The organism is Caballeronia sp. INML1 (genome assembly GCF_023631085.1).
In the GTDB taxonomy this organism is placed as follows: domain Bacteria; phylum Pseudomonadota; class Gammaproteobacteria; order Burkholderiales; family Burkholderiaceae; genus Caballeronia; species Caballeronia turbans.
Genome location: NZ_JALQDT010000023.1, coordinates 37,543 through 63,330, shown reverse-complemented (window position 1 = coordinate 63,330; position 25,788 = coordinate 37,543). Strand labels below are relative to the sequence as shown.

22 protein-coding genes and 1 tRNA gene are annotated in these 25,788 nt (G+C 62.5%); 18 read left to right on the top strand and 5 right to left on the bottom strand.

Annotation, left to right across the window (positions count from 1 at the left end; genetic code table 11):
• The first annotated feature begins 600 nt into the window (after window positions 1–600).
• The 3 genes from NCR38_RS09255 (at window position 601) to NCR38_RS09245 (ending at window position 3,254) form a co-directional block, all read left to right on the top strand.
• The gene (locus NCR38_RS09255; RefSeq protein WP_061120988.1) at window positions 601–1,665 is read left to right on the top strand and encodes a glycosyltransferase family 4 protein; all 1,065 of its coding nucleotides are present in this window, start codon (window positions 601–603) and stop codon (window positions 1,663–1,665) included.
• Between the two features lie 219 nt (window positions 1,666–1,884).
• Window positions 1,885–2,715: a hypothetical protein gene (locus NCR38_RS09250; protein ID WP_061120987.1), complete on the top strand. Its 831-nt coding sequence runs from the start codon at window positions 1,885–1,887 to the stop codon at window positions 2,713–2,715.
• A 65-nt stretch (window positions 2,716–2,780) separates the two neighbouring features.
• Window positions 2,781–3,254 (top strand): DUF2214 family protein, encoded by a 474-nt coding sequence (locus NCR38_RS09245; protein ID WP_061120986.1) that lies wholly within the window; start codon window positions 2,781–2,783, stop codon window positions 3,252–3,254.
• A gap of 102 nt (window positions 3,255–3,356) precedes the next feature.
• Here NCR38_RS09245 and NCR38_RS09240 read toward each other — a convergent pair.
• From NCR38_RS09240 to NCR38_RS09225, 4 genes are all read right to left on the bottom strand, one after another.
• Window positions 3,357–3,431: transfer RNA gene (locus NCR38_RS09240), tRNA-Val, on the bottom strand.
• 70 nt (window positions 3,432–3,501) lie between these two features.
• Window positions 3,502–4,245, bottom strand: coding sequence for a DNA polymerase III subunit epsilon (gene dnaQ, locus NCR38_RS09235; protein ID WP_250476872.1), 744 nt, complete (start codon window positions 4,243–4,245; stop codon window positions 3,502–3,504).
• An 18-nt stretch (window positions 4,246–4,263) separates the two neighbouring features.
• The gene (gene rnhA, locus NCR38_RS09230; RefSeq protein ID WP_250476871.1) at window positions 4,264–4,725 is read right to left on the bottom strand and encodes a ribonuclease HI; all 462 of its coding nucleotides are present in this window, start codon (window positions 4,723–4,725) and stop codon (window positions 4,264–4,266) included.
• Window positions 4,725–5,558 (bottom strand): class I SAM-dependent methyltransferase, encoded by an 834-nt coding sequence (locus NCR38_RS09225; protein ID WP_061120983.1) that lies wholly within the window; start codon window positions 5,556–5,558, stop codon window positions 4,725–4,727. Before NCR38_RS09225 ends, rnhA begins: the two co-directional genes overlap by 1 nt.
• Before the next feature lie 27 nt (window positions 5,559–5,585).
• On the opposite strand from NCR38_RS09225, the gene gloB reads away from it, so the two are divergent.
• The 7 genes from gloB to NCR38_RS09190 all read left to right on the top strand — a co-directional run bounded on the left by gloB (window position 5,586) and on the right by NCR38_RS09190 (window position 15,466).
• Window positions 5,586–6,419 carry a hydroxyacylglutathione hydrolase gene (gene gloB, locus NCR38_RS09220; RefSeq protein ID WP_250476870.1) on the top strand — a complete coding sequence of 278 codons (834 nt, stop codon included), beginning with the start codon at window positions 5,586–5,588 and terminating at the stop codon, window positions 6,417–6,419.
• A 161-nt stretch (window positions 6,420–6,580) separates the two neighbouring features.
• Window positions 6,581–8,236 (top strand): transglycosylase SLT domain-containing protein, encoded by a 1,656-nt coding sequence (locus tag NCR38_RS09215; RefSeq protein WP_250476869.1) that lies wholly within the window; start codon window positions 6,581–6,583, stop codon window positions 8,234–8,236.
• 96 nt (window positions 8,237–8,332) lie between these two features.
• A complete protein-coding gene (locus NCR38_RS09210) occupies window positions 8,333–9,589 on the top strand; it encodes a nitrate/nitrite transporter (RefSeq protein WP_250476868.1) in 1,257 nt (418 codons plus the stop codon).
• A 343-nt stretch (window positions 9,590–9,932) separates the two neighbouring features.
• A complete protein-coding gene (gene carA / locus NCR38_RS09205) occupies window positions 9,933–11,075 on the top strand; it encodes a glutamine-hydrolyzing carbamoyl-phosphate synthase small subunit (protein WP_250476867.1) in 1,143 nt (380 codons plus the stop codon).
• A gap of 31 nt (window positions 11,076–11,106) precedes the next feature.
• On the top strand, window positions 11,107–14,361 hold the full coding sequence (gene carB, locus NCR38_RS09200) for a carbamoyl-phosphate synthase large subunit (RefSeq protein ID WP_061120980.1): 3,255 nt from the start codon (window positions 11,107–11,109) through the stop codon (window positions 14,359–14,361).
• Window positions 14,362–14,474: 113 nt separating this feature from the next.
• The gene (gene greA / locus NCR38_RS09195) at window positions 14,475–14,951 is read left to right on the top strand and encodes a transcription elongation factor GreA (protein ID WP_061120979.1); all 477 of its coding nucleotides are present in this window, start codon (window positions 14,475–14,477) and stop codon (window positions 14,949–14,951) included.
• On the top strand, window positions 14,951–15,466 hold the full coding sequence (locus tag NCR38_RS09190) for a DUF4149 domain-containing protein (protein WP_250476866.1): 516 nt from the start codon (window positions 14,951–14,953) through the stop codon (window positions 15,464–15,466). The genes greA and NCR38_RS09190 overlap by 1 nt, the downstream gene beginning before the upstream one ends.
• Before the next feature lie 57 nt (window positions 15,467–15,523).
• On the opposite strand, the gene NCR38_RS09185 is transcribed toward NCR38_RS09190, so the two are convergent.
• Window positions 15,524–16,060 carry a YhbY family RNA-binding protein gene (locus NCR38_RS09185; RefSeq protein ID WP_061120977.1) on the bottom strand — a complete coding sequence of 179 codons (537 nt, stop codon included), beginning with the start codon at window positions 16,058–16,060 and terminating at the stop codon, window positions 15,524–15,526.
• Window positions 16,061–16,343: 283 nt separating this feature from the next.
• Between NCR38_RS09185 and NCR38_RS09180 the strand changes: the two genes are divergently transcribed.
• The 8 genes from NCR38_RS09180 to pstB all read left to right on the top strand — a co-directional run bounded on the left by NCR38_RS09180 (window position 16,344) and on the right by pstB (window position 25,766).
• On the top strand, window positions 16,344–17,006 hold the full coding sequence (locus tag NCR38_RS09180; protein WP_061120976.1) for an RlmE family RNA methyltransferase: 663 nt from the start codon (window positions 16,344–16,346) through the stop codon (window positions 17,004–17,006).
• Between the two features lie 185 nt (window positions 17,007–17,191).
• Complete coding sequence (gene ftsH, locus NCR38_RS09175; protein WP_061120975.1) at window positions 17,192–19,078, top strand: ATP-dependent zinc metalloprotease FtsH; 1,887 nt, start codon at window positions 17,192–17,194, stop codon at window positions 19,076–19,078.
• Between the two features lie 198 nt (window positions 19,079–19,276).
• Window positions 19,277–20,149, top strand: a complete 873-nt coding sequence (gene folP / locus NCR38_RS09170; protein WP_250476865.1) for a dihydropteroate synthase — start codon at window positions 19,277–19,279, stop codon at window positions 20,147–20,149.
• A 115-nt stretch (window positions 20,150–20,264) separates the two neighbouring features.
• Window positions 20,265–21,626 (top strand): phosphoglucosamine mutase, encoded by a 1,362-nt coding sequence (glmM, locus tag NCR38_RS09165; RefSeq protein WP_061120973.1) that lies wholly within the window; start codon window positions 20,265–20,267, stop codon window positions 21,624–21,626.
• A 221-nt stretch (window positions 21,627–21,847) separates the two neighbouring features.
• Window positions 21,848–22,879: a phosphate ABC transporter substrate-binding protein PstS gene (pstS, locus tag NCR38_RS09160; protein ID WP_061120972.1), complete on the top strand. Its 1,032-nt coding sequence runs from the start codon at window positions 21,848–21,850 to the stop codon at window positions 22,877–22,879.
• 125 nt (window positions 22,880–23,004) lie between these two features.
• Window positions 23,005–23,988: a phosphate ABC transporter permease PstC gene (gene pstC / locus NCR38_RS09155; RefSeq protein ID WP_061120971.1), complete on the top strand. Its 984-nt coding sequence runs from the start codon at window positions 23,005–23,007 to the stop codon at window positions 23,986–23,988.
• Entirely contained in the window at window positions 23,988–24,875 is an 888-nt protein-coding gene (gene pstA, locus NCR38_RS09150; protein ID WP_250476864.1) for a phosphate ABC transporter permease PstA, read from the top strand. The genes pstC and pstA overlap by 1 nt, the downstream gene beginning before the upstream one ends.
• 15 nt (window positions 24,876–24,890) lie before the next feature.
• Window positions 24,891–25,766 carry a phosphate ABC transporter ATP-binding protein PstB gene (gene pstB, locus NCR38_RS09145; protein WP_061120969.1) on the top strand — a complete coding sequence of 292 codons (876 nt, stop codon included), beginning with the start codon at window positions 24,891–24,893 and terminating at the stop codon, window positions 25,764–25,766.
• The last annotated feature ends 22 nt before the right edge of the window (window positions 25,767–25,788 follow it).

Sequence of the window (25,788 nt, the reverse complement as noted above, 5' to 3'; positions counted from 1 at the left end):
GGCGCGCATTGTAAGCACATTGCGCAGCTTTTTGCGATGAAACGCTCGCCGGGCGGGGCGGGCAGTCACGGGTTACGTTCGGCAGCGGTGGAAAAGCACGTGTCGCGCCAGACATCGAGTCGCTGATGCAAGCCCCCGCCGGGTGCCCAGCCGCTGTTACGCGCGCACGCCGCCGGGCATCGTTCAACCCGTGCTCCAATGTAGAACAACCTTAATAAACAGGGGTTTGCAAAGTGTATCCCTCGTGTAACAAGGTAAATAAGTTGAAATGACTGCCGGCGCACGCTGTAAAAGGCTCCATAATCCGGTTCGGGTTTGCCCTTAGGCCTTCGACAGGTTTTTGCAAGTTCCCGTCAACCGCCGGAGCGGACGTGCGTTATTTGCTGGCGCGCGGCGATTTTCGAGATATGGAACCCCAATTGCTTGGACCGAACGCCTGCGCGCCAAACCGGTGACCAGCGACCCCGCTTTTTCACTCGAGCACCAGCCATAGCGCCGCGGCCCCGCGCCGCGGAGAGCTTCGCCCGAGCCGAGCGATTCGCTCTCCAACGTCAACATGACAGCAGTACTTGCCTGATCTTTCATTAGGAGTTTCACGACATGCGAATCGCTCAAATCGCGCCCCTCCACGAGGCTGTTCCGCCGAAGCTGTACGGCGGCACGGAACGCGTGGTGTCTTATCTGACCGAGGCACTCGTGGATGCCGGACACGATGTGACGCTCTTCGCGAGCGGCGATTCGCAGACCTCCGCGAAACTCGAAGCGTTCTGGCCGCAGGCGCTGCGCCTCGATCCGACCATCCGCGACACGATGGCGCCGCACATGCTTTTGCTCGAAGAAGTCCGCCGCCGCGCCGACGAGTTCGACGTGCTGCACTTCCACATCGACTACTACCCGTTCTCGCTGTTCGCGCGCCAGCCGGTGCCGTTCCTGACGACGATGCACGGCCGTCTCGACCTGCCCGAACTGCAGCCGATCTTCAACACGTTCAATGACGTGCCGGTTATCTCGATCTCGGACAACCAGCGTCAGCCGCTGCCGCAGGCGCACTGGCTCTCCACGGTGTATCACGGTCTGCCGGAAAACCTGCTGAAGCCGATTCCGAACGTGAAGCCCGGCTACCTCGCGTTCCTCGGCCGCATCTCGCCGGAGAAGCGGGTCGACCGCGCGATCCGCATCGCGCAAGCTGCGGGCATGAAGATCAAGATCGCCGCGAAGCTCGACAAGGCCGACCGCGCGTACTACGAAGAAGAGATCAAGCCGCTCTTCGCGCTGCCGCACGTCGAGTACATCGGTGAAATCAGCGAAGCCGAGAAGACGGAGTTCCTCGGCAATGCGCACGCGCTGCTGTTCCCGATCGACTGGCCGGAGCCCTTCGGCCTCGTGATGATCGAAGCGATGGCCTGCGGCACGCCGGTAATTGCGTTCAACCGCGGCTCGGTGCCGGAAGTGATCGAAAACGGTGTGTCGGGCTTCGTCGTCGAAGACGAACTCTCGGCGATCGCCGCCGTGAAGCGGCTCGACACGCTGTCGCGCGAGAAGGTTCGTGGCGCATTCGAAGCGCGTTTCTCGTCGAAGGTGATGGCGCAGAACTACGTCAACGTTTATGAAGAATTGCTGCGCCAGAAGCGCCGCACCGTTCTGCGCGAAGTCAACGCGAGCTGAGCAAGTCTTGCCGCTTCGCGCGGCATCGGCAACAAAACAACGCCCCGCGTGCCTCAAGGCACGCGGGGCGTTGTCGTAATAGCACACTTAGGTCCGCCTTTCGGGCGCTACGCCGCGCAAGGGCTGTCAAACCTCTGACGACATCCGTAATCTCCCTATAATGACCGGGCTTCGCGATGCGCGGAGCAGTATGCATCGATCGTGGACAGGAGTGTTCTTTTGGCGAGACCCAAGCAAATCAGCGCGAGCCCGGCACCGGGCGCCGGCACCGTGTTCGCATTGCGTGCGATCGGACTGGTGCTCGCGGCGCGTTGGGCGTTCTCGATGTCGCAGATGGGCTACCTGTCCTCGCTGCGCGCGATGACGTCCTCGCCGTGGGCATGCGTGAACCTCGTCCTGATCTTTCTCCTGATCGTGCTGCCGGGCGCGAAGGCGCGCACGGAACGTCCGCTGCATCCGCTGCCGCAGTGGCTGCGGCAGGCGTTGCGCTTCATCGCGCTGCTGGCTTTCGGCTTTGCGATGTTTTCCGTCGGCGCGTTCGTCTGGAGTTCAGGATGGCGGCGCTTCACACAAGCGCTCGCCGAGACCAACGGCTGGCTCGTCGTCGGCCCGGCGCTTTATGCGGTCATCATGTGGATCTGCCGGCCGCGCGCGCTCTGGCGCACGAACATCGCAGCGCGGCGTTTCGCGATCGGCCGCTATGCGATCTCGCTCGATCCGGTCACGCGGACCGCTGTCGTCTGGGCGGAAAGCCGAAAGCTCGGCCAATACGATGCGCGCGAACTGTCGGTGAAATGGCCGGCGCCGTCGTCGGACGCATCGCCATCCACGACGATGCTCACACCGGCCACCGAGCCCGCCGGCCCCGCGATTCGCGCAAGCGGCGAAGTGCGGCGCGGCGTGTTCGCGCGTCGGCCGAAAATCGAACTATTGTGGGACTCGCCCGCCGCAGCCGGGCACAATCGCACCACCGTGTTCCGCGCGCCGCTCGCCAGCGAAAGCGATCGCAGCGCGGCGCGGGCGCTCGATGCGACCCTGCGTCAGGGCTGAGTCGGTTCGACTTCGCAAGCCGAAAATGCCGTACACGTCGTTCCTGTCTCGTCAGGGAGGAAAGGATGCTGATACGTTGGTTGCTGGCCGCAATTCATCTTCTTGCTTTCGGGTTCGCGCTCGGCTCGGTGCTCGCGCGGGCCCGCGCGCTGCGGCGTCTCGACGCCACGCAGTCCATTCAGGCGAACGAGTTGCGCCTGCGTGACGTGTTCCGCTCGGACTCGGTGTGGGGCGTCACCGCGATCGTGCTGATCGTGACGGGCGTGACGCGCGCGTTCGGCGGATTCGAAAAAGGGGGCGCCTACTATCTGCACGAACCGCTTTTTCATTTGAAGATGACGGCGCTCGTCGTGATTCTGTTGATCGAAGTCTCGCCGATGCTTGCGCTGATTCGCTGGCGCATCGCGCTCGCGCAGGGCGGGACGATCGACCTGACGCGCGCGCGGCGTTTTGCGTGGATGAGCGATCTTGAAGCGGGACTCGTGATGGTCATGGTGATCGCCGCAAGCGGGATGGCGCGTGGCGTGTGGGCGTCGTAACGTCTTAGCAACCGCCTTCGGGTGACGGAAATGAAAAAGGCCCAAGTCGTGAGACTTGGGCCTTTTGTTCTTCGGTGCTTGTCTTTACCAACACCAGAATCCTGGTGGGTAGTACTGGGATCGAACCAGTGACCCCTGCCGTGTGAAGGCAGTGCTCTACCGCTGAGCTAACCACCCGAAGAGAAACGAGATTATGTCAGGCGTTTCTTGTTTCGTAAAGAGGCTCTTAAGCTAAATTCGAAAAAATTTATGCAGGAACGACATCGCTTTCAGCCGGTGCCGGTTCCGGTTCCGTGCGCCATACGCTCGCGCCTTTGATCTCTTTGTCGAGATCGGTCAGCACGGCTTCGTGTGCGGCGAGCTCGGCTTCGCTCGCAATGATGACCGGCAAGTCGAGATCGTCGAGCGCGATGCGCGATGTGGAAACCGAGCCCGACGCGGGCTGATCGCCGAGCATGTCGATGACGAGGCTTTCCTGGCCACGCGTCATCGCAAGATAGACTTCTGCGAGCAATTCCGAGTCGAGGAGCGCGCCGTGCAGCGTGCGATGCGCGTTGCTGATGCCGAAGCGGTCGCACAGCGCATCGAGCGAATTGCGCTTGCCGGGGAACATCTGCTTGGCCTGCGCGAGCGAGTCGATCACACCGGCACATGTCTCTGACACCTTCGGCAATCCGAGCAGCGAGAACTCCATGTCGAGGAAGCCGACGTCGAAGGGCGCGTTATGGATGATCAGCTCAGCGTCCGCGATGAAGTCGCGCAGTTGAGCGGCGATCTCGGCGAACTTCGGCTTGTCGCTCAGGAACTCGGTGGTGAGGCCATGGACCGCGAGCGCGCCGGGATCGCTGTCGCGCTCGGGGTTCACGTAGAGGTGCAGGTTGTTGCCGGTGAGCCGGCGGTTGATCAGTTCCACGCAGCCGATTTCGATGATTCGGTCGCCGGTCCTCGCGTTCAGGCCGGTGGTTTCGGTATCCAGTATTAATTGGCGCATAGATGACGTTTAATTTGATTAGCTGTCCGCGAGCGAGGTCACGCCGCGATTGGCGAGCGCATCGGCGCGTTCGTTCTCGGGATGACCGGCGTGGCCCTTGACCCAGCGCCATTCGATTTCATGCTGTGCGACGAGGTCGTCGAGCCGCTTCCAGAGATCGGCGTTCTTGACGGGCGTCTTCGCGGCGGTCATCCAGTTCTTTTTCTTCCAGCCGTGGATCCATTCGCTGATGCCTTTTTGCACATATTGCGAATCGGTATGGATGATCGCGTGACACGGGCGCCTCAGCGCCTCGAGTGCGGAGATCACGGCCATCAGTTCCATGCGGTTGTTCGTGGTCGCGGCCTCTCCGCCGAACAGTTCCTTTTCCAGCGAGCCGAAGCGGAGGAGGGCGCCCCAGCCGCCGGGCCCGGGATTGCCCTTGCAGGCGCCGTCCGTGTAGATGTCGATTACCTTGTTCGATGCGGATTCTTGAGTCATCAATGCTCGTTGCGGGTCTCGTTGCGCGTATGCGGAGCCGCGACCGGCGCGAGGCCGGACGCGAGCGCGGTCTTTTTCAGCTTGCGCGGACCGATGACACGCATGCCGCGCACGCGTTTCACCGCCGTGATCATGTACGCCGCGCCGAAAATGGGCCACCAGCGGTCGCCGGCAGCTTCCATGAATTGATAGCGTTGCAGCCACTTGTCCGTGACGAGCGGCGGACGATAGCAGCCGAAGCGCCCGCGTTCAAGGTCGAACCCGAGTAGTTTGATCCAGTCCTTGATGCGCGTGAACGCGATCATCTCGTGTGCCGCCGGCACGAACGGCCGTCCCGCCACCTTGCCGAGCGATTGCCGCGCGCCCCAAAGGCTCAGCGAATTGAAGCCGAGGATGATCAACTGCCCTTCGGGCACGAGCACACGTTCGGCTTCGCGCAACAGCCGGTGCGGGTCCGGCGAGAACTCGAGCGTGTGGGGCAGTACGAGCAGATCGACGCTTTGTGCTTCGAAGGGCAGGTCGAGCAGATCGCACCACACAGTGCTGCGGCCATCTGGCGCGCTCGCGGCCGGTAGCGCGCTCACACCGGGCGTCGTGGCGCGCGGCGGCGTGTAGGGCGCGCTCGATGCGCTTTCGGCGTCGAGTACGAGCGCACGGCCGGTCATGCGATTCTCGCGTAGTGCGTCGAGATGCGGCATGCCGAGCTGCAGCGCGTGATAGCCGAAAATGTCGGACACCACGTGATCGAGCTGCGCCTGCTCCCATTCGAGCACGTAGCGTCCGGGCGCCGAGCTCGTCCAGGTGGGCCAGTCTATAATCGGTCGGTCAGACATGTTCGAATTGCCGCATAAAAGATCGCCATGAATTCGCTTGCCAAGAATCTACCTGTACAGGATGCACTCGAATACGTGCCGGTTCCGGCGTTCGAGGACAACTACATCTGGCTCGTGTCGGACTCGCGCGATGCGGTCGTGGTCGACCCCGGTGACGCTGCGCCCGTCGAGGCGTATCTCGCCAGGCGCGGTTGGCGACTGACCGCTATTTTACTCACGCACCATCATCAGGACCACGTCGGCGGCGTGAAAGCGCTCCTCGATAGACGATCGGCAGAGGGTGGCATCCCTGTCTACGGCCCGGCCGGCGAGCGTATCGAGCATGTGACCCAGCGCGTCACGGGCGGCGATACGGTGCGCATCGCGCATCCGGCGCTCGAACTCGCAGTCATCGACGTGCCGGGCCATACGGCCGGTCACATCGCTTACTTCCAGGCCGGCGACCAGAGCGGCACGCCGCACCTCTTTTGCGGCGACACCCTGTTCGCAAGCGGCTGCGGCCGTCTTTTCGAAGGCACGCCGCAACAGATGCTGAGCTCGCTCGACGCGCTCGCAGCGTTGCCGGAGCACACTCAGGTTCACTGCGCACATGAATACACGCTCTCGAACATCAGATTCGCGCGCGCATGCGAGCCGGACAACGCCGCGCTGCTGCGCTGGAGCGACGACGCACAGGCGCTGCGCGCCGCCGGCAAACCGACACTACCGACCACCATCGGCCACGAAAAAGCGGTGAATCCGTTCCTGCGCGCTGACGTTCCGGCGATCCGCGCGACACTTTCTTCACAATTCGGCACACCCGTTTCGGACCGGCTCGAAGCGTTCCGAATGATGCGCGGCTGGAAAGATAAGTTCCGCTAACCCGAAGCTTTTAAGGCTAACTTCAACCGAAACGTTGGAATCGCCGTTAGATGCAGGATTTTGCAGGGGTTTTGCGCGCATTCTTATTGACGTCTTAAGTGCTGTTCCGTACTATCGGCTCCAAATTTCCAAGCATCATTTTGTGGAAGCAGAGACGTTCCATGCGACTAACCCTTAGCGCGCTGTCCGTCCTGATGCTCGCCGCGTGCGCGAGCCAGGGACCTACAGCGTCAGATCCTTTATCACTTCCAGTCAACTCCACCGCTTCGCAGCAACAGCAGCAACAAGTCGCCGACGCCATTCGCCGCACTGCAGCAGCCAAAGAGACCATCAACGTCGACAAGACGCCCGTGACTTCGCTCGCGGGATCGTCCGATCTGTGGAACCGCATTCGCGGCGGCTTCCAGATTCCCGATCTGCAAAGCGATCTCGTCGACATGCAGGTCAACTGGTACGCGCAGCGCCCGGATTACGTCGAGCGCATGACGACGCGCTCGCAGAAGTACCTGTATCACATCGTCGAGGAGCTGGAGCAGCGCCACATGCCGACGGAACTGGCGCTCCTGCCGTTCATCGAGTCGGCTTACAGCCCGCAGGCGCTGTCGGTGGCGAAGGCCGCGGGCATGTGGCAGTTCATGCCGGGCACCGGCCGCGACTACAACCTCAAGCAGAACATGTGGCAGGACGAGCGCCGCGACGTGCTCGCCTCGACGAGCGCCGCGCTCGACTATCTCTCGCGTCTGCATGACATGTTCGGCGACTGGCATCTTGCCCTCGCCGCGTACAACTGGGGTGAGGGCAACGTGCAGCGCGCGATCGCGCGCAACGAGGCGGCGGGCTTGCCGACCGACTACGAAAGCCTGCGCATGCCCAACGAGACGCGTAACTACGTGCCCAAGCTGCAGGCCGTGAAGAACATCGTGAGCAATCCGCAGACGTACGGTCTCACGCTGCCGGACATCCCGAATCACCCGTATTTCGTGACGGTCACGACCGCGCGCGATATCGACGTGACGATGGCCGCGAAGCTCGCCGGCATGAGCGTGGAAGAATTCCGTTCGCTGAATCCGTCGTTCTCGAAACCGGTGATACTCGGCGCGACCAATCCGCAGATTCTGCTGCCATTCGACAACGCGGCTTCGTTCCAGCGCAATCTGTCGTCGTATTCGGGCGCGCTGTCGTCATGGACCACCTATACGGTGACCGAGCGGTCGCGCCCGGCGGCGATCGCCGAGAAGATCGGTGTGGACGCGGACACGCTGATGTCCGTCAACCGCATTCCGGCGGGCATGCGTCTGAAGCCCGGCTCGACGATCGTCGTGCCACGCACGGACGACGACGACGAAGACATCAGCGCCGACGTCGCCGCGAACGCGATGCTCGCGATCGAGCGCGACGTCCCCGACACGCGCAGACTCGTGATCCGTGTGCGCCGCAAGCAGGCCGTCAACACGCTGGCGGACCGCTATGACGTGTCGCCGGCGCAGGTGCGCGCATGGAACCGCACGCACGGTGATGTGTTCATGCCGGGCCAGGTCGTCGTCCTGCACGTGCCGTACGGCCGTGCGGTGCCGGCCGAGCCGGGTCCGGCGCGCGTGGAGACGGTGGCGGCGTCTAGCCGTTCGTCGGGCGGCGTGTCGAAGATCGGCACGCGCGTGCCGGAAACGAAGTCTTCGCGCGGCGGGAAGTCAGCCGCGCATTCGGCGGGGAAGGTGACGAAAGTGTCGGCTTCGACGACATCGCACGCAGCAAAGCATGCCGCCACGGCCAAGGCCGTGAAGCCGGCCGCGCCGGCGAAGACCAGCAAAAAGAAATAAAGCCGGCGTTTCTACGAAGCGCTATCCCACGCCGTCACCAAGGTGACGGCGTTTTCGTTTGACGACCCCGTTAAACTGGCGATCCAAAAAGAATCAATGAAGCGCCCGTTTCACATGTCGCCCACCGCTCACCTTCGTGTTTTCTTCCTGTTCGCCGCCGGTTACTTCGTCTCGTACGTGTTCCGCGGCGTCAATCTCGGCTTCGCGCCGCTGATCACGCACGACCTCGGCCTGTCCGCGGCCGATCTGGGTCTGCTGACTTCGCTGTATTTCATCGGCTTCGCGCTGGCGCAGATTCCCGTCGGCGTGCTGCTCGATCATTTCGGACCGCGTCGCGTGACGGCCAGCATGCTGGTCTTCGCGGCGGCCGGCATCTGGGTGTTCGGCGCATCGCGCGGGCTTGTGGGGCTGATGATCGGCCGATTGCTGATCGGCATTGGCGTGTCGGTGTGCCTGAGCGCGGCCTTCAAGGCGTCGGCGCAGCATTTCGCGCTTGCGCGCCTGCCGCTCATCAACGGATTCACGATGGCCGTCGGCGGGCTGGGCGGTGTCGTCGTGGGATCGCCGCTCGCCGCGCTCTTGCAGGTCGCGAGCTGGCGGCAGGTGTGCGTGGGACTGGGCATGTTCACGCTCGTCGTCGCTGCCGCGATCGTCCTTTTCGCGCCACGCAAGGCGGAGGCCGATCCGCATCACCGGGCGGACGTCGTCACCCAGTTCAAGGGCACGTGGCTCATCCTGAAAAGCGGCGTGTTCTGGAAGATCGCGTCGTTTTCCGTTGTCACGCAGGGCGTTTTCTATGCGATGCAATCGCTATGGATTCGCCCCTATTTGCTCGATGTAATGGGCCTCGCCCCGGCACACGCGGCAGCGCTCGTTTCGATACTCGGCTTTGCGATGATGTTCGGCTGCGTCGGCTTCGGCGCCGCGGCGCGCGGGATGGAACGGCGCGGCGTGTCGGTGTATGCGTTCTGCGGCGCCGGCATGATGCTGTTCGTCGCCACGCAACTGCTGATGGTGCTGCGCGTGCCGGTACCGCCGTCCGTGCTGATTGCCGCATACGGGATTTTCGGCGGCACGGGCATTCTGAGCTACGCGGTCGCCGCGGAGTATTTCCCGTCGCACATGATCGGACGCGCGCACACGACGCTGACGCTCGTGATTTTTCTGTTGATCTTCGGTTTTCAGGTGGGCGTCGGCGCGATGCTTTCGTTCTGGCCCTCCGATGGAGGGCGCTATCCCGCGTCGGCGCACTTGACGGTCTGGATCGTGCTGATCGGGCTGCAGGTCGCGAGCGCGGTCTGGTACGTTTTCCCAAGCCGCACGGTGCAGAAGGCCGAACGCGCGGCGCGCTGATCGGCGCGCGAAGTAAGTAGCCGGCAAGCGGACATTTCTCAAATCTGGCGAATGTGACCTTTTCGCGCTATAATTCGAAGGTTTGAGCATATCAACCCGCACCCTAGCGCCTACCTCCCATTCACCGTCGTTCGCTGCGCACGAACTGCGCGCCGCACGCCGCCGATCGCCTGCTTGAATCCTTCGTTGCCACGCGCAAGCGTGCCGGTTCGAGTCACGATGCGCGCCCCGCGAGCCGCCGCTTTCACTGCGAAGGAAACCCCTCGTTCTTCGAGCGACGGGAGGCCAAGCCTGAATTTCGGACAGACAGGTCGGTAACAGGGTGTTCCCCAAGGAGCTTCCCGTGTTGCCGTCATTTTCCCCCGCACTCCTCGCACTTGCCGACGGCACGGTCTTTCGTGGTCAATCGATCGGCGCGCCCGGTTCGACGATCGGCGAAGTGGTGTTCAACACCGCCATCACCGGTTATCAGGAAATCCTGACCGATCCGAGCTATGCCCGCCAGATCGTCACGCTGACCTATCCGCACATCGGCAACTACGGCGTGAACGCCGAAGATGTCGAAGCCACCAAAGTCCATGCCGCCGGCCTCATCATTCGTGATCTGCCGGTGCTCGCATCGAACTTCCGTTCCGAGCAAAGTCTCTCCGACTATCTGAAGGCCCAGGGCGTCGTCGCGATCGCGGGCATCGACACGCGCAAGCTCACGCGCATCTTGCGCGAGAAGGGCGCGCAAAACGGCTGCATTCTCGCCGGCACCGATGACGAAGCGAAGGCGCTCGGCCTCGCGCGCTCGTTCCCGGGTCTTGCGGGCATGGACCTCGCGAAGGTCGTGTCGACGGAAAAGAACTACGAGTGGACGCAGACCGAATGGCGGCTCGGCAGCGGCTACGGCAAGCAGGAAGCGCCTAAATTCCGCGTTGTCGCATTCGACTACGGCGTGAAGTTCAATATCCTGCGCATGCTTGCCGAGCGCGGTTGCCACGTGACCGTGCTGCCGGCGCAATCGAGCGCCGCCGACGCGCTCGCGCTCAATCCGGACGGCATCTTCCTGTCGAACGGCCCGGGCGACCCGGAACCGTGCGACTACGCGATCCGCGCCACGCGCGAGTTCATCGAGCGCGGCACTCCGACCTTCGGCATCTGCCTCGGCCATCAGATCATGGGCCTCGCCGTCGGCGCGAAGACCATGAAGATGAAGACGGGCCATCACGGCGCGAACCATCCGGTGAAGGACATGGAAGACGGCCGCGTCGTCATCACGTCGCAGAACCACGGCTTCGCAGTCGATGCCTCGACGTTGCCCGCCAACGCGAAGGTCACGCACGTCTCGCTCTTCGACGGCACGCTGCAAGGTTTCGCGCTCACGGATAAGCCCGCGTTCTGTTTCCAGGGCCACCCGGAAGCGTCGCCCGGCCCGCACGACATCGCGTATCTGTTCGACCGCTTCATCAAGCTGATGGAGTCGGCGAAGGTCGCCGCTTAAAAGTACCGAACATATATATTCGAGAGCAGTTATGCCGAAGCGCACAGACATCAAGAGCATCCTCATCATCGGCGCGGGCCCGATCATCATCGGCCAGGCGTGCGAGTTCGATTATTCGGGCGCACAAGCCTGTAAAGCGCTGCGAGAAGAAGGCTATAAGGTCATCCTCGTCAACAGCAATCCGGCGACGATCATGACCGATCCGAACACGGCCGACGTGACCTACATCGAGCCGATTTCGTGGGAAGTGGTCGAGCGCATCATCGCGAAGGAGCGCCCGGACGCGATCCTGCCGACCATGGGTGGGCAAACCGCGCTCAATTGCGCGCTGGACCTGTTCCACCACGGTGTGCTGGAGAAGTACAACGTCGAACTGATCGGCGCATCGCCCGAAGCGATCGACAAGGCGGAAGACCGTCAGAAGTTCAAGGACGCGATGACGAAGATCGGCCTCGGTTCGGCCAAGTCGGGCATCGCGCATTCGATGGAAGAAGCGCTCGCGGTTCAGGCCCAGATCGCCGAGGCGACGGGCAGCGGCGGTTATCCGACCGTCATTCGTCCTTCGTTCACGCTGGGCGGCTCGGGCGGCGGCATCGCGTACAACAAGGAAGAGTTCGAGGAGATCTGCCGCCGCGGTCTCGATCTTTCGCCGACGCGCGAACTGCTGATCGAAGAATCGCTGCTTGGCTGGAAAGAGTACGAGATGGAAGTCGTCCGCGATAAAAAGGACAACTGCATCATCGTGTGCTCGATCGAAAACCTCGACCCGATGGGCGTGCACACGGGCGACTCGATCACCGTCGCGCCCGCGCAGACGCTGACCGACAAGGAATATCAGGTGCTGCGTAACGCGTCGCTCGCGGTGCTGCGCGAGATCGGCGTCGATACGGGCGGCTCGAACGTGCAGTTCGCGATCAATCCGAAGGACGGCCGCATGGTCGTCATCGAGATGAACCCGCGCGTGTCGCGCTCGTCGGCGCTGGCATCGAAGGCGACGGGCTTCCCGATCGCGAAGGTCGCCGCGAAGCTCGCGTGCGGCTACACGCTCGACGAACTCAAGAACGAAATCACGGGCGGCCAGACGCCGGCATCGTTCGAACCGACGATCGACTATGTCGTGACGAAGGTGCCGCGCTTCGCGTTCGAGAAATTCCGCGAGGCCGATTCGCGCCTGACGACGCAGATGAAGTCCGTGGGCGAAGTGATGGCAATGGGCCGCACGTTCCAGGAGTCGTTCCAGAAGGCGCTGCGCGGTCTGGAAGTGGGCGTCGACGGTCTCGATGAAAAGACCACGAGCCGCGACGAAGCGATCCGCGAAATCGGCGAGCCGGGCCCGGACCGCATCTGGTATCTCGGCGATGCATTCCGTCTCGGCCTCACGATGGACGAGATCTTCGAAGAGACGTCGATCGATCCGTGGTTCCTCGCGCAAATCGAACAGATCATCCTGAAGGAAAAGGCGCTCGAAGGCCGCACGCTCGCGAGCCTCACGAAGGACGAGCTGCTGTATCTGAAGAAGAGCGGCTTCTCGGACCGCCGTCTGGCGAAGCTGACTGGCTCGACGCAGGACGACGTGCGCAAGAAGCGCCATGAACTGAAAGTGCGCCCGGTCTACAAGCGCGTGGACACGTGCGCGGCCGAATTCGCGACGAAGACCGCCTACATGTACTCGACCTACGAGGACGAGTGCGAAGCGAATCCGACCGACAAGAAGAAGATCATGGTGCTGGGCGGCGGCCCGAACCGGATCGGGCAGGGCATCGAGTTCGACTATTGCTGCGTGCATGCCGCGCTCGCGATGCGCGAGGACGGCTATGAAACCATCATGGTCAACTGCAATCCGGAAACCGTGTCTACCGACTACGACACGTCCGATCGTCTGTACTTCGAATCGCTGACGCTCGAAGACGTACTCGAAATCGTCGATCTCGAAAAGCCGGTCGGCGTGATCGTGCAGTACGGCGGACAGACGCCGCTCAAGCTCGCGCTCGATCTCGAAGCGAATGGCGTACCGATCATCGGCACGTCGCCGGACATGATCGATGCCGCCGAAGACCGCGAACGCTTCCAGCAGCTTCTGAAGGATCTCGATCTGCGCCAGCCGCCGAACCGCACGGCGCGTGCGGAAGACGAAGCGTTGAAGCTCGCGGAAGAAATCGGCTATCCGCTCGTCGTGCGCCCGTCGTACGTGCTGGGCGGCCGCGCGATGGAAATCGTCCACGAGCCGCGCGACCTCGAACGCTATATGCGCGAGGCCGTGAAGGTATCGAACGACTCGCCGGTGCTGCTCGACCGCTTCCTCAACGACGCGATCGAATGCGACGTCGACTGCATCTCCGATGGCGACGACGTGTTCATCGGCGGCGTGATGGAGCACATCGAACAGGCGGGCGTGCACTCGGGCGACTCGGCTTGCTCGCTGCCGCCGTACTCGCTGTCGAAGGAAACCGTCGACGAACTGAAGCGGCAAACCGCCGCAATGGCGAAGGCGCTGAACGTCGTCGGCCTGATGAACGTGCAGTTTGCGATCCAGCAAGTGCCGCAGGACGATGGCTCGAAAAAGGACATCATCTACGTGCTGGAAGTGAATCCGCGCGCATCGCGCACGGTGCCGTACGTGTCGAAGGCAACGGGCCTGCCGCTTGCGAAGATCGCCGCGCGCGCGATGGTCGGTCAGAAGCTCAAGGCGCAAGGCGTCACGAAGGAAGTGATTCCGCCGTACTTCAGTGTGAAGGAAGCCGTGTTCCCGTTCGTCAAGTTCCCGGCGGTCGATCCGGTGCTCGGGCCGGAAATGCGTTCGACCGGCGAAGTGATGGGCGTGGGCCGCACCTTCGGCGAAGCGCTCTTCAAGTCGCAGCTTGCGGCCGGCTCGCGTCTGCCGGAATCGGGCACGGTGCTGCTTACGGTGATGGACGCAGACAAGCCGAAGGCCGTCGAAGTCGCGCAGATGCTGCATGAGCTCGGCTATCCGATCGTCGCGACCAAGGGCACCGCGGCTGCGATCGCGGCGGCGGGCGTGCCGGTGAAGGTCGTGAACAAGGTGAAGGACGGCCGTCCGCACATCGTCGACATGATCAAGAACGGCGAGATCGCGCTCGTGTTCACGACCGTCGACGAAACGCGCGCCGCAATCGCCGATTCGCGCTCGATTCGCATGAGCGCGCAGGCCAACAAGGTCACCTACTACACGACCATGTCGGGCGCGCGCGCGGCGGTCGAGGGCCTGCGTTATCTCCGCGATCTGGAAGTCTATGATTTACAAGGGCTGCATGCTCGCCTAAACTAAGGCTTCGATTACCAGTCTAAGCATCACGAGCCGCGGTTAAGCGGCGTCTCCTTTTATAGGGAGATGCGCTTAACCGCGGTAATTTTTTTGACGAAATTGTTTGTGAGTGGTCTATGAGCACGATTCCTTTGACGAAGCGCGGCGCGGAGTTGCTGCGCGACGAATTGCAGCGCCTGAAGGCCGTGGAGCGTCCGGCGGTCATCAACGCGATCGCGGAGGCCCGCGCGCAAGGCGACTTGTCGGAAAACGCGGAATACGATGCCGCGAAGGAAAAGCAGGGTTTCATCGAGGGCCGCATCGCTGAGATCGAGTCGAAGCTCGCTGCCGCGCAAGTGATCGACCCGACGCAGGTCGAGGCCGAAGGTCGCGTGGTGTTCGGCGCGACGGTCGAGCTGGAGGACCTGGAGTCGGGCGACATGGTGACGTATCAGATCGTCGGCGATGACGAAGCGAATATCGATCACGGTCTCATTTCGGTGAGTTCGCCGATCGCGCGCGCGCTCATCGCGAAATCGGAAGGCGACGTGGCGTCGGTGCAGGCTCCGAGCGGCGCGCGCGAGTATGAAATCATCGCAGTGCGTTACGTCTGATGGAGCACCGGCTCTTTCGCACCATCAGCATGGTCTGGGTCGGTAGCTTGCTGACCCTGGGCTTCGTCGCCGCGCCCGTCCTCTTTTCGATGCTCGACCGCACGTCGGCGGGCTCGGTAGCGGCGCAACTCTTCAGGATCGAGGCGATCATCGGCGTGGTCAGTGCGCTCGTGCTCATTCTGATCGGCAATCGCTTTGTGAAAAGCGGCATCGTCGACTACAAGCGCGTTCGGTGGATCGTCGCGGTGATGCTTCTCTGCGTGCTGGTCGGCTACTTCGCGCTGCAGCCGTTCATGAACTCGCTACGCATGGCAGCGCAGGAAGCGGGCACCGATCTCGCGAGTTCGCCGTATGCGAAGGAGTTCGGGATACTGCACGGCATATCGAGCGCGATCTATGTGATCGAATGCCTCTTCGGCATTGCGCTGGTGTGGCGCCTGCCGGGTGCGGCGCCGGCCAAGATCGTGCCGAAGAAAAATTCGGCCAAGGTGGCGGCGAAGCGGGCGCGAAGCTGAATCGCATTCGTTACAGGGCGGCGCGTGCGTTGAAGTGGAATCGCACGCGCCGGTTGATCACTTCACGTCCTGATGCTGGCGTTTCGAGCTGGTCTGACGCTTTTTCGCGCGCTTCACGTTGCCACCAGCGGTGACGCGTTCATTACCCAGCACCTTCAGCGTCTGCTTTTTCGGCTTCTTGAAGGCAGGCGCGTCACGCGTGATTTTCACTGCCTTGACGACGCGCGGCGCACGGCCCCTGGTCGGGCGGTCGGCGGCTTCGCCTGCGCTCGGCGGCATCGTGCTGCGCGTGCGGGTGGCGCGACTTTTGGGCGCGGCGCCTTCAGGTCTCCAGATCACGAGCAGCTTGCCGATATGCTGGATGGGCGCGGCGTTCAGGCGATCGCAGATTTCGTCGTAGATCCCGACACGCGTTTCGCGTTCGTCGCCGAACACGCGGACTTTGATGAGCTGGTGCGCTTCGAGGTGCACGTTGATCTCTTTCAGCACGGCATCGGTCAGACCCTCCGCGCCGACGAGCACGACGGGCTTGAGCGCATGGGCCTGGGAACGCAGATCGGCGCGCTCGGCGGGGGAGAGTTTAAGAGCTGGCATGTGAGATTTGGGACTCGACTAAAATGTGGGCGGCGTGAGGTACGCTCGCGAGGCGGTTTGAACACGCTGAAGCGAAAGCGCATGGCTTCGCGCCGGATCTGCGGCGCATCGATCGCGCCATCGCCCACCAGAAACAGAACAGGCCGGATGCCGGGTACGGCGCACGTAAGCGTCCGAGGGCCGGTCCGGCCGACAAGACGCGTATTATCCGCTAAAAGCATCGCGCGATGCAGCAAAATACGCACCGGGCGCGCTGTCAGCGCGCCACATGAGCTCAGTTTGAATGGCAAAGAACCGTTTTAATCAATCGTGGTTGCATGACCACATCAACGATCCCTACGTGAAGATGGCGCAGCGCGAAGGCTATCGCGCGCGCGCCGCGTACAAGCTTAAGGAGATCGACGAGCAGGACAAGCTCATCAAGCCGGGGCAGGTGATCGTCGATCTCGGCTCGACGCCCGGAAGCTGGAGCCAGTACGCGCGCAACAAGCTCGCGCAGGGCGCGAAGCGGGACGTCGAGCGCGAGGGCGGTATCGACGGGACGATCATCGCGCTCGATATCCTGCCGATGGAGCCGATTGCGGACGTCACGTTCATTCAGGGCGACTTCCGCGAGGACGAAGTGCTCGCCCAACTCGATGAAATCGTGGGGGAGCGGCAAGTGGACCTTGTAATCTCGGACATGGCCCCCAACCTCTCTGGCGTAGCGAGTGCGGATGCCGCGCGCATCGAGCATCTCTGCGATCTGGCGCTGGAGTTCGCGCAGAACCATCTGAAACCGGAAGGTGCGCTGCTGGTCAAATGTTTTCATGGCAGCGGTTACAGTCAGATCGTCGAAAAGTTCAAGCACCAGTTCAAAGTGGTGGCGCCGCGCAAGCCCAAGGCCTCCCGTGACAAATCGTCGGAGACTTTTATTCTCGGGCGGCGGCTCAAGCACCCGAACTGAAAGGCCCGCTCCGCTAATTTGGCGAATTTCTGCGATATTTGCGCGGATTATGCCGAAAATAACGGGTCAGCCGCTATTTGTGCGGTAAATAAACCTTATGGCAGGGGTTAGCGGTCTGGATTAGAATGCTTTGGTGGCGTCGCAAGGTTTATGTAGGCGCCCGTCTATGAGTGAGGAGTGGTGCTTTGAACAACAATATGTTCTCTAAAGCGGCAGTGTGGCTCGTGATCGCACTGGTGCTGTTTACGGTGTTCAAGCAGTTCGATAAGCCCCGCGTCCAGGAAGGTGTGTCCTATTCGCAGTTCATGGACGACGCGAAGAACGGCAAAGTGAAGAACGTTACCGTTCAGGGCCGCAATCTCACGGTCACTCCGGCGGACGGCCAGAAATACCAGATCGTGTCGCCCGGCGACATCTGGATGGTCGGCGATCTGATGAAATATGGCGTTCAGGTCAGCGGCAAGGCTGACGATGAACCGAATGCGCTCGTCTCCGCGCTGTACTACCTCGGGCCCACGATCCTGATCATCGGATTCTGGTTCTACATGATGAGGCAGATGCAGGGGGGCGGCAAAGGCGGGGCGTTTTCATTCGGGAAGTCGCGAGCGCGACTGATCGACGAGAACAACAACGCAATCAATTTTACCGACGTCGCGGGCTGCGACGAAGCCAAGGAAGAAGTGTCGGAACTGGTGGACTTTCTGCGCGATCCGCAGAAATTCCAGAAGCTGGGCGGGCGCATACCACGCGGCGTGCTGTTGGTCGGCCCTCCGGGTACCGGCAAGACGCTGCTCGCACGCGCCATCGCGGGTGAAGCGAAGGTTCCATTCTTCAGCATCTCGGGTTCTGATTTTGTCGAAATGTTCGTCGGTGTCGGTGCGGCCCGTGTGCGCGACATGTTCGAGCAGGCAAAGAAGCACGCGCCGTGTATCGTGTTCATCGACGAAATCGACGCGGTCGGTCGCCATCGCGGCGCCGGTATGGGTGGCGGCAACGACGAGCGCGAGCAGACACTGAATCAGATGCTCGTCGAAATGGATGGCTTTGAGGCGAACTCGGGCGTCATCGTAATCGCGGCAACGAACCGTTCGGACGTGCTCGACAAAGCGCTGCTCCGCCCGGGCCGCTTCGACCGTCAGGTGTATGTCGGTCTGCCGGATATCCGCGGTCGCGAGCACATCATGAAGGTGCATCTGCGCAAGGTGCCGATCGCGAACGACGTGGACGCATCGGTCATCGCACGCGGCACGCCGGGTTTCTCGGGCGCTGACCTGGCGAACCTCGTGAACGAAGCTGCGCTGTTCGCGGCGCGCCGCGGCAAGCGCATCGTCGAAATGCAGGACTTCGAGGATGCGAAGGACAAGATCTTCATGGGTCCGGAGCGCAAGTCGGCGGTCATGCGTGAGGAAGAGCGTCGCAATACGGCCTATCACGAGTCCGGTCACGCGGTGGTGGCGAAGTTGCTTCCGCATGCCGATCCGGTTCACAAGGTCACGATCATGCCGCGTGGCTGGGCGCTTGGTGTCACCTGGCAGTTGCCGGAGCATGACCGCGTGAACCTGTATCGCGACAAGATGCTCGAGGAAATCGCAATCCTGTTCGGCGGTCGCGCAGCAGAAGAAGTCTTCCTGAACTCGATGTCGACCGGCGCTTCGAACGACTTCGAACGCGCAACCAAGATGGCACGCGACATGGTCACGCGCTACGGGATGTCGGATGTGCTCGGCACGATGGTCTACGTCGACACCGAACCGGACGGCATGTTCGGCAAGCTCGGCTCGAAGACGGTGTCCGAAGCCACGCAGCAGAAGGTCGATGCGGAAATCCGCCGCATCCTGGACGAACAATATGCGCTCGCCCGTAAGCTGCTGGAAGACAACCGCGACAGGGTTGAAGCGATGACCAAGGCGCTCCTCGAGTGGGAAACCATCGACGCGGAGCAGATCAGCGACATCATGTCGGATCGTCCGCCGCGTCCGCCGAAGAATCTGCCGCCTCCGTCGGGCGATACGCCGCCGGGTGGCAGCAGCGGCACCGAGGTCAAACCGGGCAACGCGCCGGCAACGGCCTAAGTTCCCTGCGTCCGTTCATGGGCCGGTGTGCTTTGCACGCCGGCCCATTTTCACTTCTCGGCACAGTTTTAATGAGATGCTGAACGTAGCGCCGCGCGACGCCGATTCGCCTCGAACTGAATTCAGGCCAGACGCCTTGCGACAGCCCGTCCGCCAATCCTGATCTCTGCTTCGCTCCCACTCGCTTCGACCACACCAATGTCTTCCCCGCTTCCAGCAGCGCCGCTCCAGTGCGGCCGCTTCATGTTGACCTTCGAGCGCCCGCTCGTCATGGGCATTCTCAACGTTACGCCGGATTCGTTCTCCGACGGCGGCCGCTTCGTGTCGCGCGATGCCGCGCTCGCACGCGCCGAGCAGATGCTTGCCGATGGCGCCGACATGATCGACATCGGCGGCGAATCCACGCGTCCGGGCGCGCCGCCCGTGCCGCTCGATGAGGAACTGCAGCGCGTCGTGCCGATCGTCGAGGCGCTGCGCGCCATGCAGGTGCCGCTCTCCGTCGATACCTATAAGCCTGGCGTCATGCGTGCCGCGCTCGAGGCCGGCGTGGACATGATCAACGATATCTGGGGCTTGCGTCGGGAAGGCGCGCTGGATGCCGTCAAAGACAGTAACTGCGGACTGTGCGTGATGCATATGCTCGGCGAGCCGCGCACGATGCAGCTTCACGATCCCGTGTACGACGACGTCGTCGCCGACGTGCGCGCGTTCTTCGCGGAGCGCGTCGCTGCGCTCGCGCACGCGGGCATCGCTGCATCGCGCGTCAGTTTCGATCCGGGCTTCGGGTTCGGAAAGACGGTCGAGCATAATTACGCGTTGCTTGCGCACATCACGGCCACGTTGCCAGCAGGGACGGACTTCCCGTTGCTTGCAGGCATGTCCCGGAAATCGATGCTCGGCGCGGTCACCGGACGCGGCGCCGGCGAGCGGCTCGCGGCAAGCGTCGCGGGCGCAGTCTGCGCGGCCGAACGGGGTGCGGCGATTATCCGCGTGCACGATGTCGCGGAGACCGTCGATGCGCTGAAAGTCTGGCAGGCCACAAAGAATGCTGCCAGGAATGGGCATCATTGACACCTGGCCTCATTCATCAGGAAGTTAGGCGCAGGCGCGCGTCTATAGAATTCATCAACTAGAAATCGCGGTCCGATGACAAGCGCCATACGGCCGCGAGGAGGGTCAAGCAACAATGACACGTCAATACTTTGGAACGGACGGCATCCGCGGACGCGTAGGCGTCGCGCCGATCACGCCGGACTTCGTACTCAAGCTCGGCTACGCGGCCGGCAAGGTGCTGGCGGGCGCGGACCGCGCCCAGCAAAAAAAAGGCAATCGTCCGACGGTGCTGATCGGCAAGGACACGCGCGTGTCGGGCTACATGCTCGAAGCCGCGCTGGAGTCGGGTTTTTCGGCGGCGGGCGTCGATGTCATGCTGGCCGGCCCGATGCCCACGCCCGGCGTCGCATACCTGACGCGGGCGCTGCGCTTGTCAGCGGGCGTCGTGATCAGCGCGTCGCACAATCCGTATGACGACAACGGCATCAAGTTCTTCTCCGCGGACGGCAACAAGCTGCCCGACGAAGTCGAGCTCGACATCGAGCGCCAACTCGAGCAACCGATGGAATGCGCGCCGTCCGAACGTCTGGGCAAGGCGCGGCGTCTTGACGACGCGGGCGGGCGTTACATCGAGTTCTGCAAGAGCACCTTCCCCGCGAGCTTCGACCTGCGCGGGCTGAAGCTCGTCGTCGATTGCGCGCACGGCGCCGCGTACGACGTCGCACCGCACGTGTTCCACGAACTCGGCGCGGAAGTCGTGTCGATCGGGGTGTCGCCCAACGGCTTCAACATCAACGATGGCTGCGGTGCGACCGCGCCCGACGCGCTCGTGCGCGCCGTGCTGGAGCACAAGGCCGACCTCGGCATCGCACTCGATGGCGACGCGGACCGCTTGCAGATCGTCGATTCGACCGGCCGTCTCTTCAACGGCGATGAATTGCTCTACGTGCTGGTCAAGGACCGCATCGCGACCGACGGAAAAGTGGAGGGCGCCGTCGGCACGCTGATGACCAACATGGCCGTCGAAGTGGCGCTGAAGGAAGCCGGCGTGCAGTTCGTGCGGGCGGCGGTCGGCGACCGTTACGTGCTCGAGAAGCTCCGCGAAAACGGCTGGCTGCTGGGCGCAGAAGGTTCGGGTCACATCCTGTCGCTCGACCGTCACTCGACCGGCGACGGCATCGTCTCGGCGCTTCTCGTTCTGGCGGCGATCCAGCGCAGCGGCAAGTCGCTTGCCGAATTGCTGCACGGCGTGAGCCTGTTCCCGCAGAAGCTCATCAACGTGCGCATGAAGGCGGGCGCGGACTGGAAAGGCAGCGACGCGATCCGCCGCGCGGTCGAGCAAGCCGAGCGTTCCCTCGAATCGCACGGCCGGGTCTTGATTCGCGCATCGGGAACCGAACCGGTCTTGCGCGTGATGGTTGAAGCGTCGGCGCAGAAGGATGCGGTTCGCTACGCGGAAACGATTGCGCAAGTCGTGAAAGAGGCGACTTCGTAGCGTTTACTGAAGTTCGTCATCATCGCTGAAAGCGGGCCGCGGCCCGCTTTTTTGTTTGCGCCGGCACCTTGACAAGTCGAGCGTGATCTAACTTTCAAGGCGTAAGGCGAATGACACGGTGGCTTCACGAAAAGTCATATTACTGTCACAGACTCCTCCTATATTTCGCGTTGTCGTCTCACACGCATACACGACACACGCTCATAACCCTGGAGGTTTCAATGAAATTGATGCAAACCGCGCTGGCCGGCGTAATTGGCGCCCTGTTCGCCATCTCCGCGCAAGCCGCCGACATCACCGGCGCGGGTTCTACCTTCGCAGCTCCGATCTACACCAAGTGGGCGGACGCCTACCAGAAAACCGGCGGCGGCAAGGTGAACTACCAAGGCATCGGCTCGTCGGGCGGTATCAAGCAAATCATCGCGAAGACGGTGGATTTCGCGGGCTCTGACGCTCCGCTGAAAGATGAAGAACTCGCGAAGGACGGCCTGTTCCAGTTCCCGACGGTGGTTGGCGGCGTCGTGCCGGTGATCAACGTGCCGGGCGTGAAGGCCGGTGAAGTGACGCTGTCGGGTCAGGTGCTCGGCGACATCTACCTCGGCAAGATCAAGAAGTGGAACGACCCGGCGATCGCCGCGTTGAATCCCAAGGTCAAGCTGCCGGATACGGACATCGCCGTGGTCCGTCGTGCCGACGGCTCGGGCACCAGCTTCATCTGGACGAACTACCTGTCGAAGGTCAACACCGAGTGGAAGTCGAAGGTCGGCGAAGGCTCGACGGTGAACTGGCCGACGGGCACGGGCGGCAAGGGCAACGACGGCGTCGCGGCCTTCGTGCAGCGTCTGCCGGGCGCGATCGGCTACGTCGAGTGGGCGTACGCGAAGCAGAACAAGATGACCTACGTCGGCATGAAGAATTCGGCCGGCACGGTCGTCGAGCCGAAGACGGACACGTTCAAGGCGGCGGCCGCCGGTGCGGACTGGTCGAAGTCGTTTTACCAGATCCTGACGAACGAGCCGGGCCAGAACGCATGGCCGATCGTCGGCGCAACCTTCGTGCTGCTGCACGCGACGCAGGAGAAGCCGCAACAAGGCACCGAAACGCTGAAGTTCTTCGACTGGGCGTTCAAGAACGGCGGTCAGGCTGCGAGCGATCTCGATTACATCTCGCTGCCGGATTCGGTCGTCGCCGAAATCAAGACGCAATGGAAGGCGAAGGTCAAGGATGCGTCGGGCAAGTCCGTTGCTGAGTAAGCGCAGTACTCATAGCTGGAAACTGTCCTAAGCTTCTGAAGCCTGGATGGTCAGTAACAAGGAAAGCCGCGCGGCTGGCCGTAACGCCGCCGCGCGGTCTGACACGTAGCGAAACCAAGGTTGCCATGTCGGACACCAACTTAGCGTCGGCAGTGCCGGCGGCGCAGACACAGCGCGCGCCGAGCCGTATCGGTGACATCATTTTCGGCGGCGTGACACGGCTCGCGGCCGTCATCACGCTGCTTCTGCTTGGCGGCATCATCGTTTCGCTGATCGTCGCGTCGATGCCGACCATCCAGAAATTCGGCTTCTCGTTCCTCTGGCGCTCGGAGTGGGATCCGCCCAGCGAATTGTTCGGCGCGCTCGTGCCGATCTACGGCACCGTTGCGACCTCGATCATTGCGCTCATCATCGCAGTGCCGGTGAGCTTCGGCATCGCGCTTTTCCTGACGGAGCTGTCGCCCGCATGGCTGCGCCGGCCGCTGGGCGTCGCGATCGAGCTGCTCGCGGCGATTCCGTCGATCGTCTACGGCATGTGGGGCTTGCTCGTGTTCGCGCCGATCTTCGCGCAATACTTCGAGAAGCCGCTCGGCCATCTGCTCGGTGATGTGCCCGTCATTGGCATGTTCTTCCAGGGCGCGCCGATCGGCATCGGCATCCTGTGCGCGGGCGTGATTCTCGCGATCATGATCATCCCGTACATCGCCTCCGTGATGCGCGACGTATTCGAAGTCACGCCTGTCCTGCTGAAGGAATCGGCGTACGGCATCGGCTGCACGACTTGGGAAGTGATGTGGAAGATCGTGCTCCCCTACACGCGCGCCGGTGTGATCGGCGGCGTCATGCTCGGCCTCGGCCGCGCACTCGGGGAGACGATGGCCGTCACGTTCGTCATCGGCAATACGAACCTGCTCGACAACGTATCGCTCTTTTCGCCCGGTAACAGCATCACTTCCGCGCTCGCCAACGAGTTCGCGGAAGCGAGCCCGGGCCTGCATACCTCGGCGCTGATGGAACTCGGTTTGATCCTTTTCGTGATCACGTTCTTCGTGCTCGCGCTCTCGAAGCTGATGCTGCTTCGCATGGAACGCGGGGAGGGTCGTAAATAATGAGCCGTCCCGCTACCTTCAGTCACGACCCGGACCGCGTGCAGGCCACGCGCAAGAAGCTGCAAAGGCGTCGCCGCGCCACCAACGCAGTCGCGCTGACGCTTTCCCTCGCCGCGATGGCCTTCGGCCTCGTCTGGCTCATCTGGATTCTCTATACGACGCTCAGGCTCGGCATCGGCGGTTTGTCGATCGATCTCTTCACGCAATCGACGCCGCCGCCGAACACCGATGGCGGCGGTCTCGCCAATGCGATCGTCGGCTCGCTGATGCTCGTCCTCCTCGCGACGTGCGTCGGCACGCCGCTCGGCATCCTTGCGGGCGTGTATCTCGCGGAATACGGCCAGAAGCGCTGGCTCGCGAGCGTGACGCGCTTCATCAACGACATTCTGCTGTCGGCGCCCTCGATCGTCGTCGGTCTTTTCGTGTATGCGATCGTGGTGGCCAAGGCGGGCCGCTTCTCGGGCTGGGCCGGGGTGATCGCGCTGGCTCTGCTGCAGATTCCGATCGTCGTCCGCACGACCGAGAACATGCTGAAGCTCGTGCCTAACGCACTGCGCGAAGCCGCGTTCGCACTCGGCACGCCGAAGTGGAAGATGGTGATGTCGATCACGCTGAAGGCGTCGGTCGGCGGCATCGTGACAGGCGTGCTGCTGGCGATCGCGCGTATCGCCGGCGAAACCGCGCCGCTGCTCTTCACGGCGCTGTCGAATCAATTTTTCTCGTGGGACATGAATCAGCCGGTGGCAAACCTGCCGGTGACGATTTACAAGTTCGCGATGAGTCCGTTCCCGCAGTGGCAATCGCTCGCGTGGGCCGGTGTGTTCCTGATTACGCTCGGCGTGCTGGGTCTGAATATCCTGGCGCGTGCGATCTTCTCGAAGAAATAAGGGCGGAGTGATTCCATGAATATGGTCGAAAGTGGTGTCAACCACCTGAATTCGAAGGTTGAAGCAGCGCCGGTCGAGCGCGGCCCGGTGCCGGGCAGCGTGCGTCCGACGCATGCTTCGCAGCCTGCCGATTCCATCAAGCCGAAGATCGAGGTGAAGAACCTCAACTTCTTCTACAACAAGTATCACGCGCTTAAGAACATCAACCTGCGTATTCCGGAGAAGAAGGTGACGGCCTTCATCGGTCCTTCGGGTTGCGGCAAGTCCACGCTGCTGCGCACGTTCAACAAGATGTACGCGCTCTATCCGGAGCAGCGCGCCGAAGGCGAAATCCTGATGGACGGCGCGAACCTGCTCGACACCACGCGCGACATTTCGCTGTTGCGCGCGCGCGTGGGCATGGTGTTCCAGAAGCCCACGCCGTTCCCGATGTCGATCTACGACAACATCGCGTTCGGCGTGAAGATGTTCGAGCAGCTTTCGCGCTCGGAGATGGACGATCGCGTGGAATGGGCGCTCACCAAGGCCGCGCTCTGGACCGAAGTGAAGGACAAGCTGCAACAGAGCGGCTACGGTCTGTCGGGCGGCCAGCAGCAGCGTCTTTGCATCGCGCGCGGCATCGCGATCCGCCCGGAAGTGCTGCTGCTCGACGAGCCTTGCTCCGCGCTCGACCCGATTTCGACGGGGCGCATAGAAGAGCTGATCGCCGAACTGAAAAGCGATTACACGGTTGTCATCGTCACGCACAACATGCAGCAGGCGGCGCGTTGTTCGGACTACACTGCCTATATGTACCTCGGTGAATTGATCGAGTTCGGCGATACCGAAAAGATCTTCATCAAGCCGGCCCGCAAGGAAACGGAAGACTACATCACGGGCCGCTTCGGCTGAACGTCAGCCAGGTCAACAGAAA

Bases quoted from the DNA above. Each gene is read 5' to 3' on its own strand.
- NCR38_RS09210 (WP_250476868.1), top strand. From the start codon at position 8,333: ATGAAGCGCCCGTTTCACATGTCGCCCACCGCTCACCTTCGTGTTTTC.
- gloB (WP_250476870.1), top strand. From the start codon at position 5,586: ATGAATTCGCTTGCCAAGAATCTACCTGTACAGGATGCACTCGAATAC.
- NCR38_RS09245 (WP_061120986.1), top strand. From the start codon at position 2,781: ATGCTGATACGTTGGTTGCTGGCCGCAATTCATCTTCTTGCTTTCGGG.
- NCR38_RS09190 (WP_250476866.1), top strand. From the start codon at position 14,951: ATGGAGCACCGGCTCTTTCGCACCATCAGCATGGTCTGGGTCGGTAGC.
- glmM (WP_061120973.1), top strand. From the start codon at position 20,265: ATGACACGTCAATACTTTGGAACGGACGGCATCCGCGGACGCGTAGGC.
- pstA (WP_250476864.1), top strand. From the start codon at position 23,988: ATGAGCCGTCCCGCTACCTTCAGTCACGACCCGGACCGCGTGCAGGCC.
- NCR38_RS09255 (WP_061120988.1), top strand. From the start codon at position 601: ATGCGAATCGCTCAAATCGCGCCCCTCCACGAGGCTGTTCCGCCGAAG.
- greA (WP_061120979.1), top strand. From the start codon at position 14,475: ATGAGCACGATTCCTTTGACGAAGCGCGGCGCGGAGTTGCTGCGCGAC.
- rnhA (WP_250476871.1), bottom strand. From the start codon at position 4,725: ATGACTCAAGAATCCGCATCGAACAAGGTAATCGACATCTACACGGAC.
- pstB (WP_061120969.1), top strand. From the start codon at position 24,891: ATGAATATGGTCGAAAGTGGTGTCAACCACCTGAATTCGAAGGTTGAA.
- NCR38_RS09215 (WP_250476869.1), top strand. From the start codon at position 6,581: ATGCGACTAACCCTTAGCGCGCTGTCCGTCCTGATGCTCGCCGCGTGC.
- pstC (WP_061120971.1), top strand. From the start codon at position 23,005: ATGTCGGACACCAACTTAGCGTCGGCAGTGCCGGCGGCGCAGACACAG.
- pstS (WP_061120972.1), top strand. From the start codon at position 21,848: ATGAAATTGATGCAAACCGCGCTGGCCGGCGTAATTGGCGCCCTGTTC.
- folP (WP_250476865.1), top strand. From the start codon at position 19,277: ATGTCTTCCCCGCTTCCAGCAGCGCCGCTCCAGTGCGGCCGCTTCATG.
- NCR38_RS09185 (WP_061120977.1), bottom strand. From the start codon at position 16,060: ATGCCAGCTCTTAAACTCTCCCCCGCCGAGCGCGCCGATCTGCGTTCC.
- NCR38_RS09180 (WP_061120976.1), top strand. From the start codon at position 16,344: ATGGCAAAGAACCGTTTTAATCAATCGTGGTTGCATGACCACATCAAC.
- dnaQ (WP_250476872.1), bottom strand. From the start codon at position 4,245: ATGCGCCAATTAATACTGGATACCGAAACCACCGGCCTGAACGCGAGG.
- carB (WP_061120980.1), top strand. From the start codon at position 11,107: ATGCCGAAGCGCACAGACATCAAGAGCATCCTCATCATCGGCGCGGGC.
- NCR38_RS09225 (WP_061120983.1), bottom strand. From the start codon at position 5,558: ATGTCTGACCGACCGATTATAGACTGGCCCACCTGGACGAGCTCGGCG.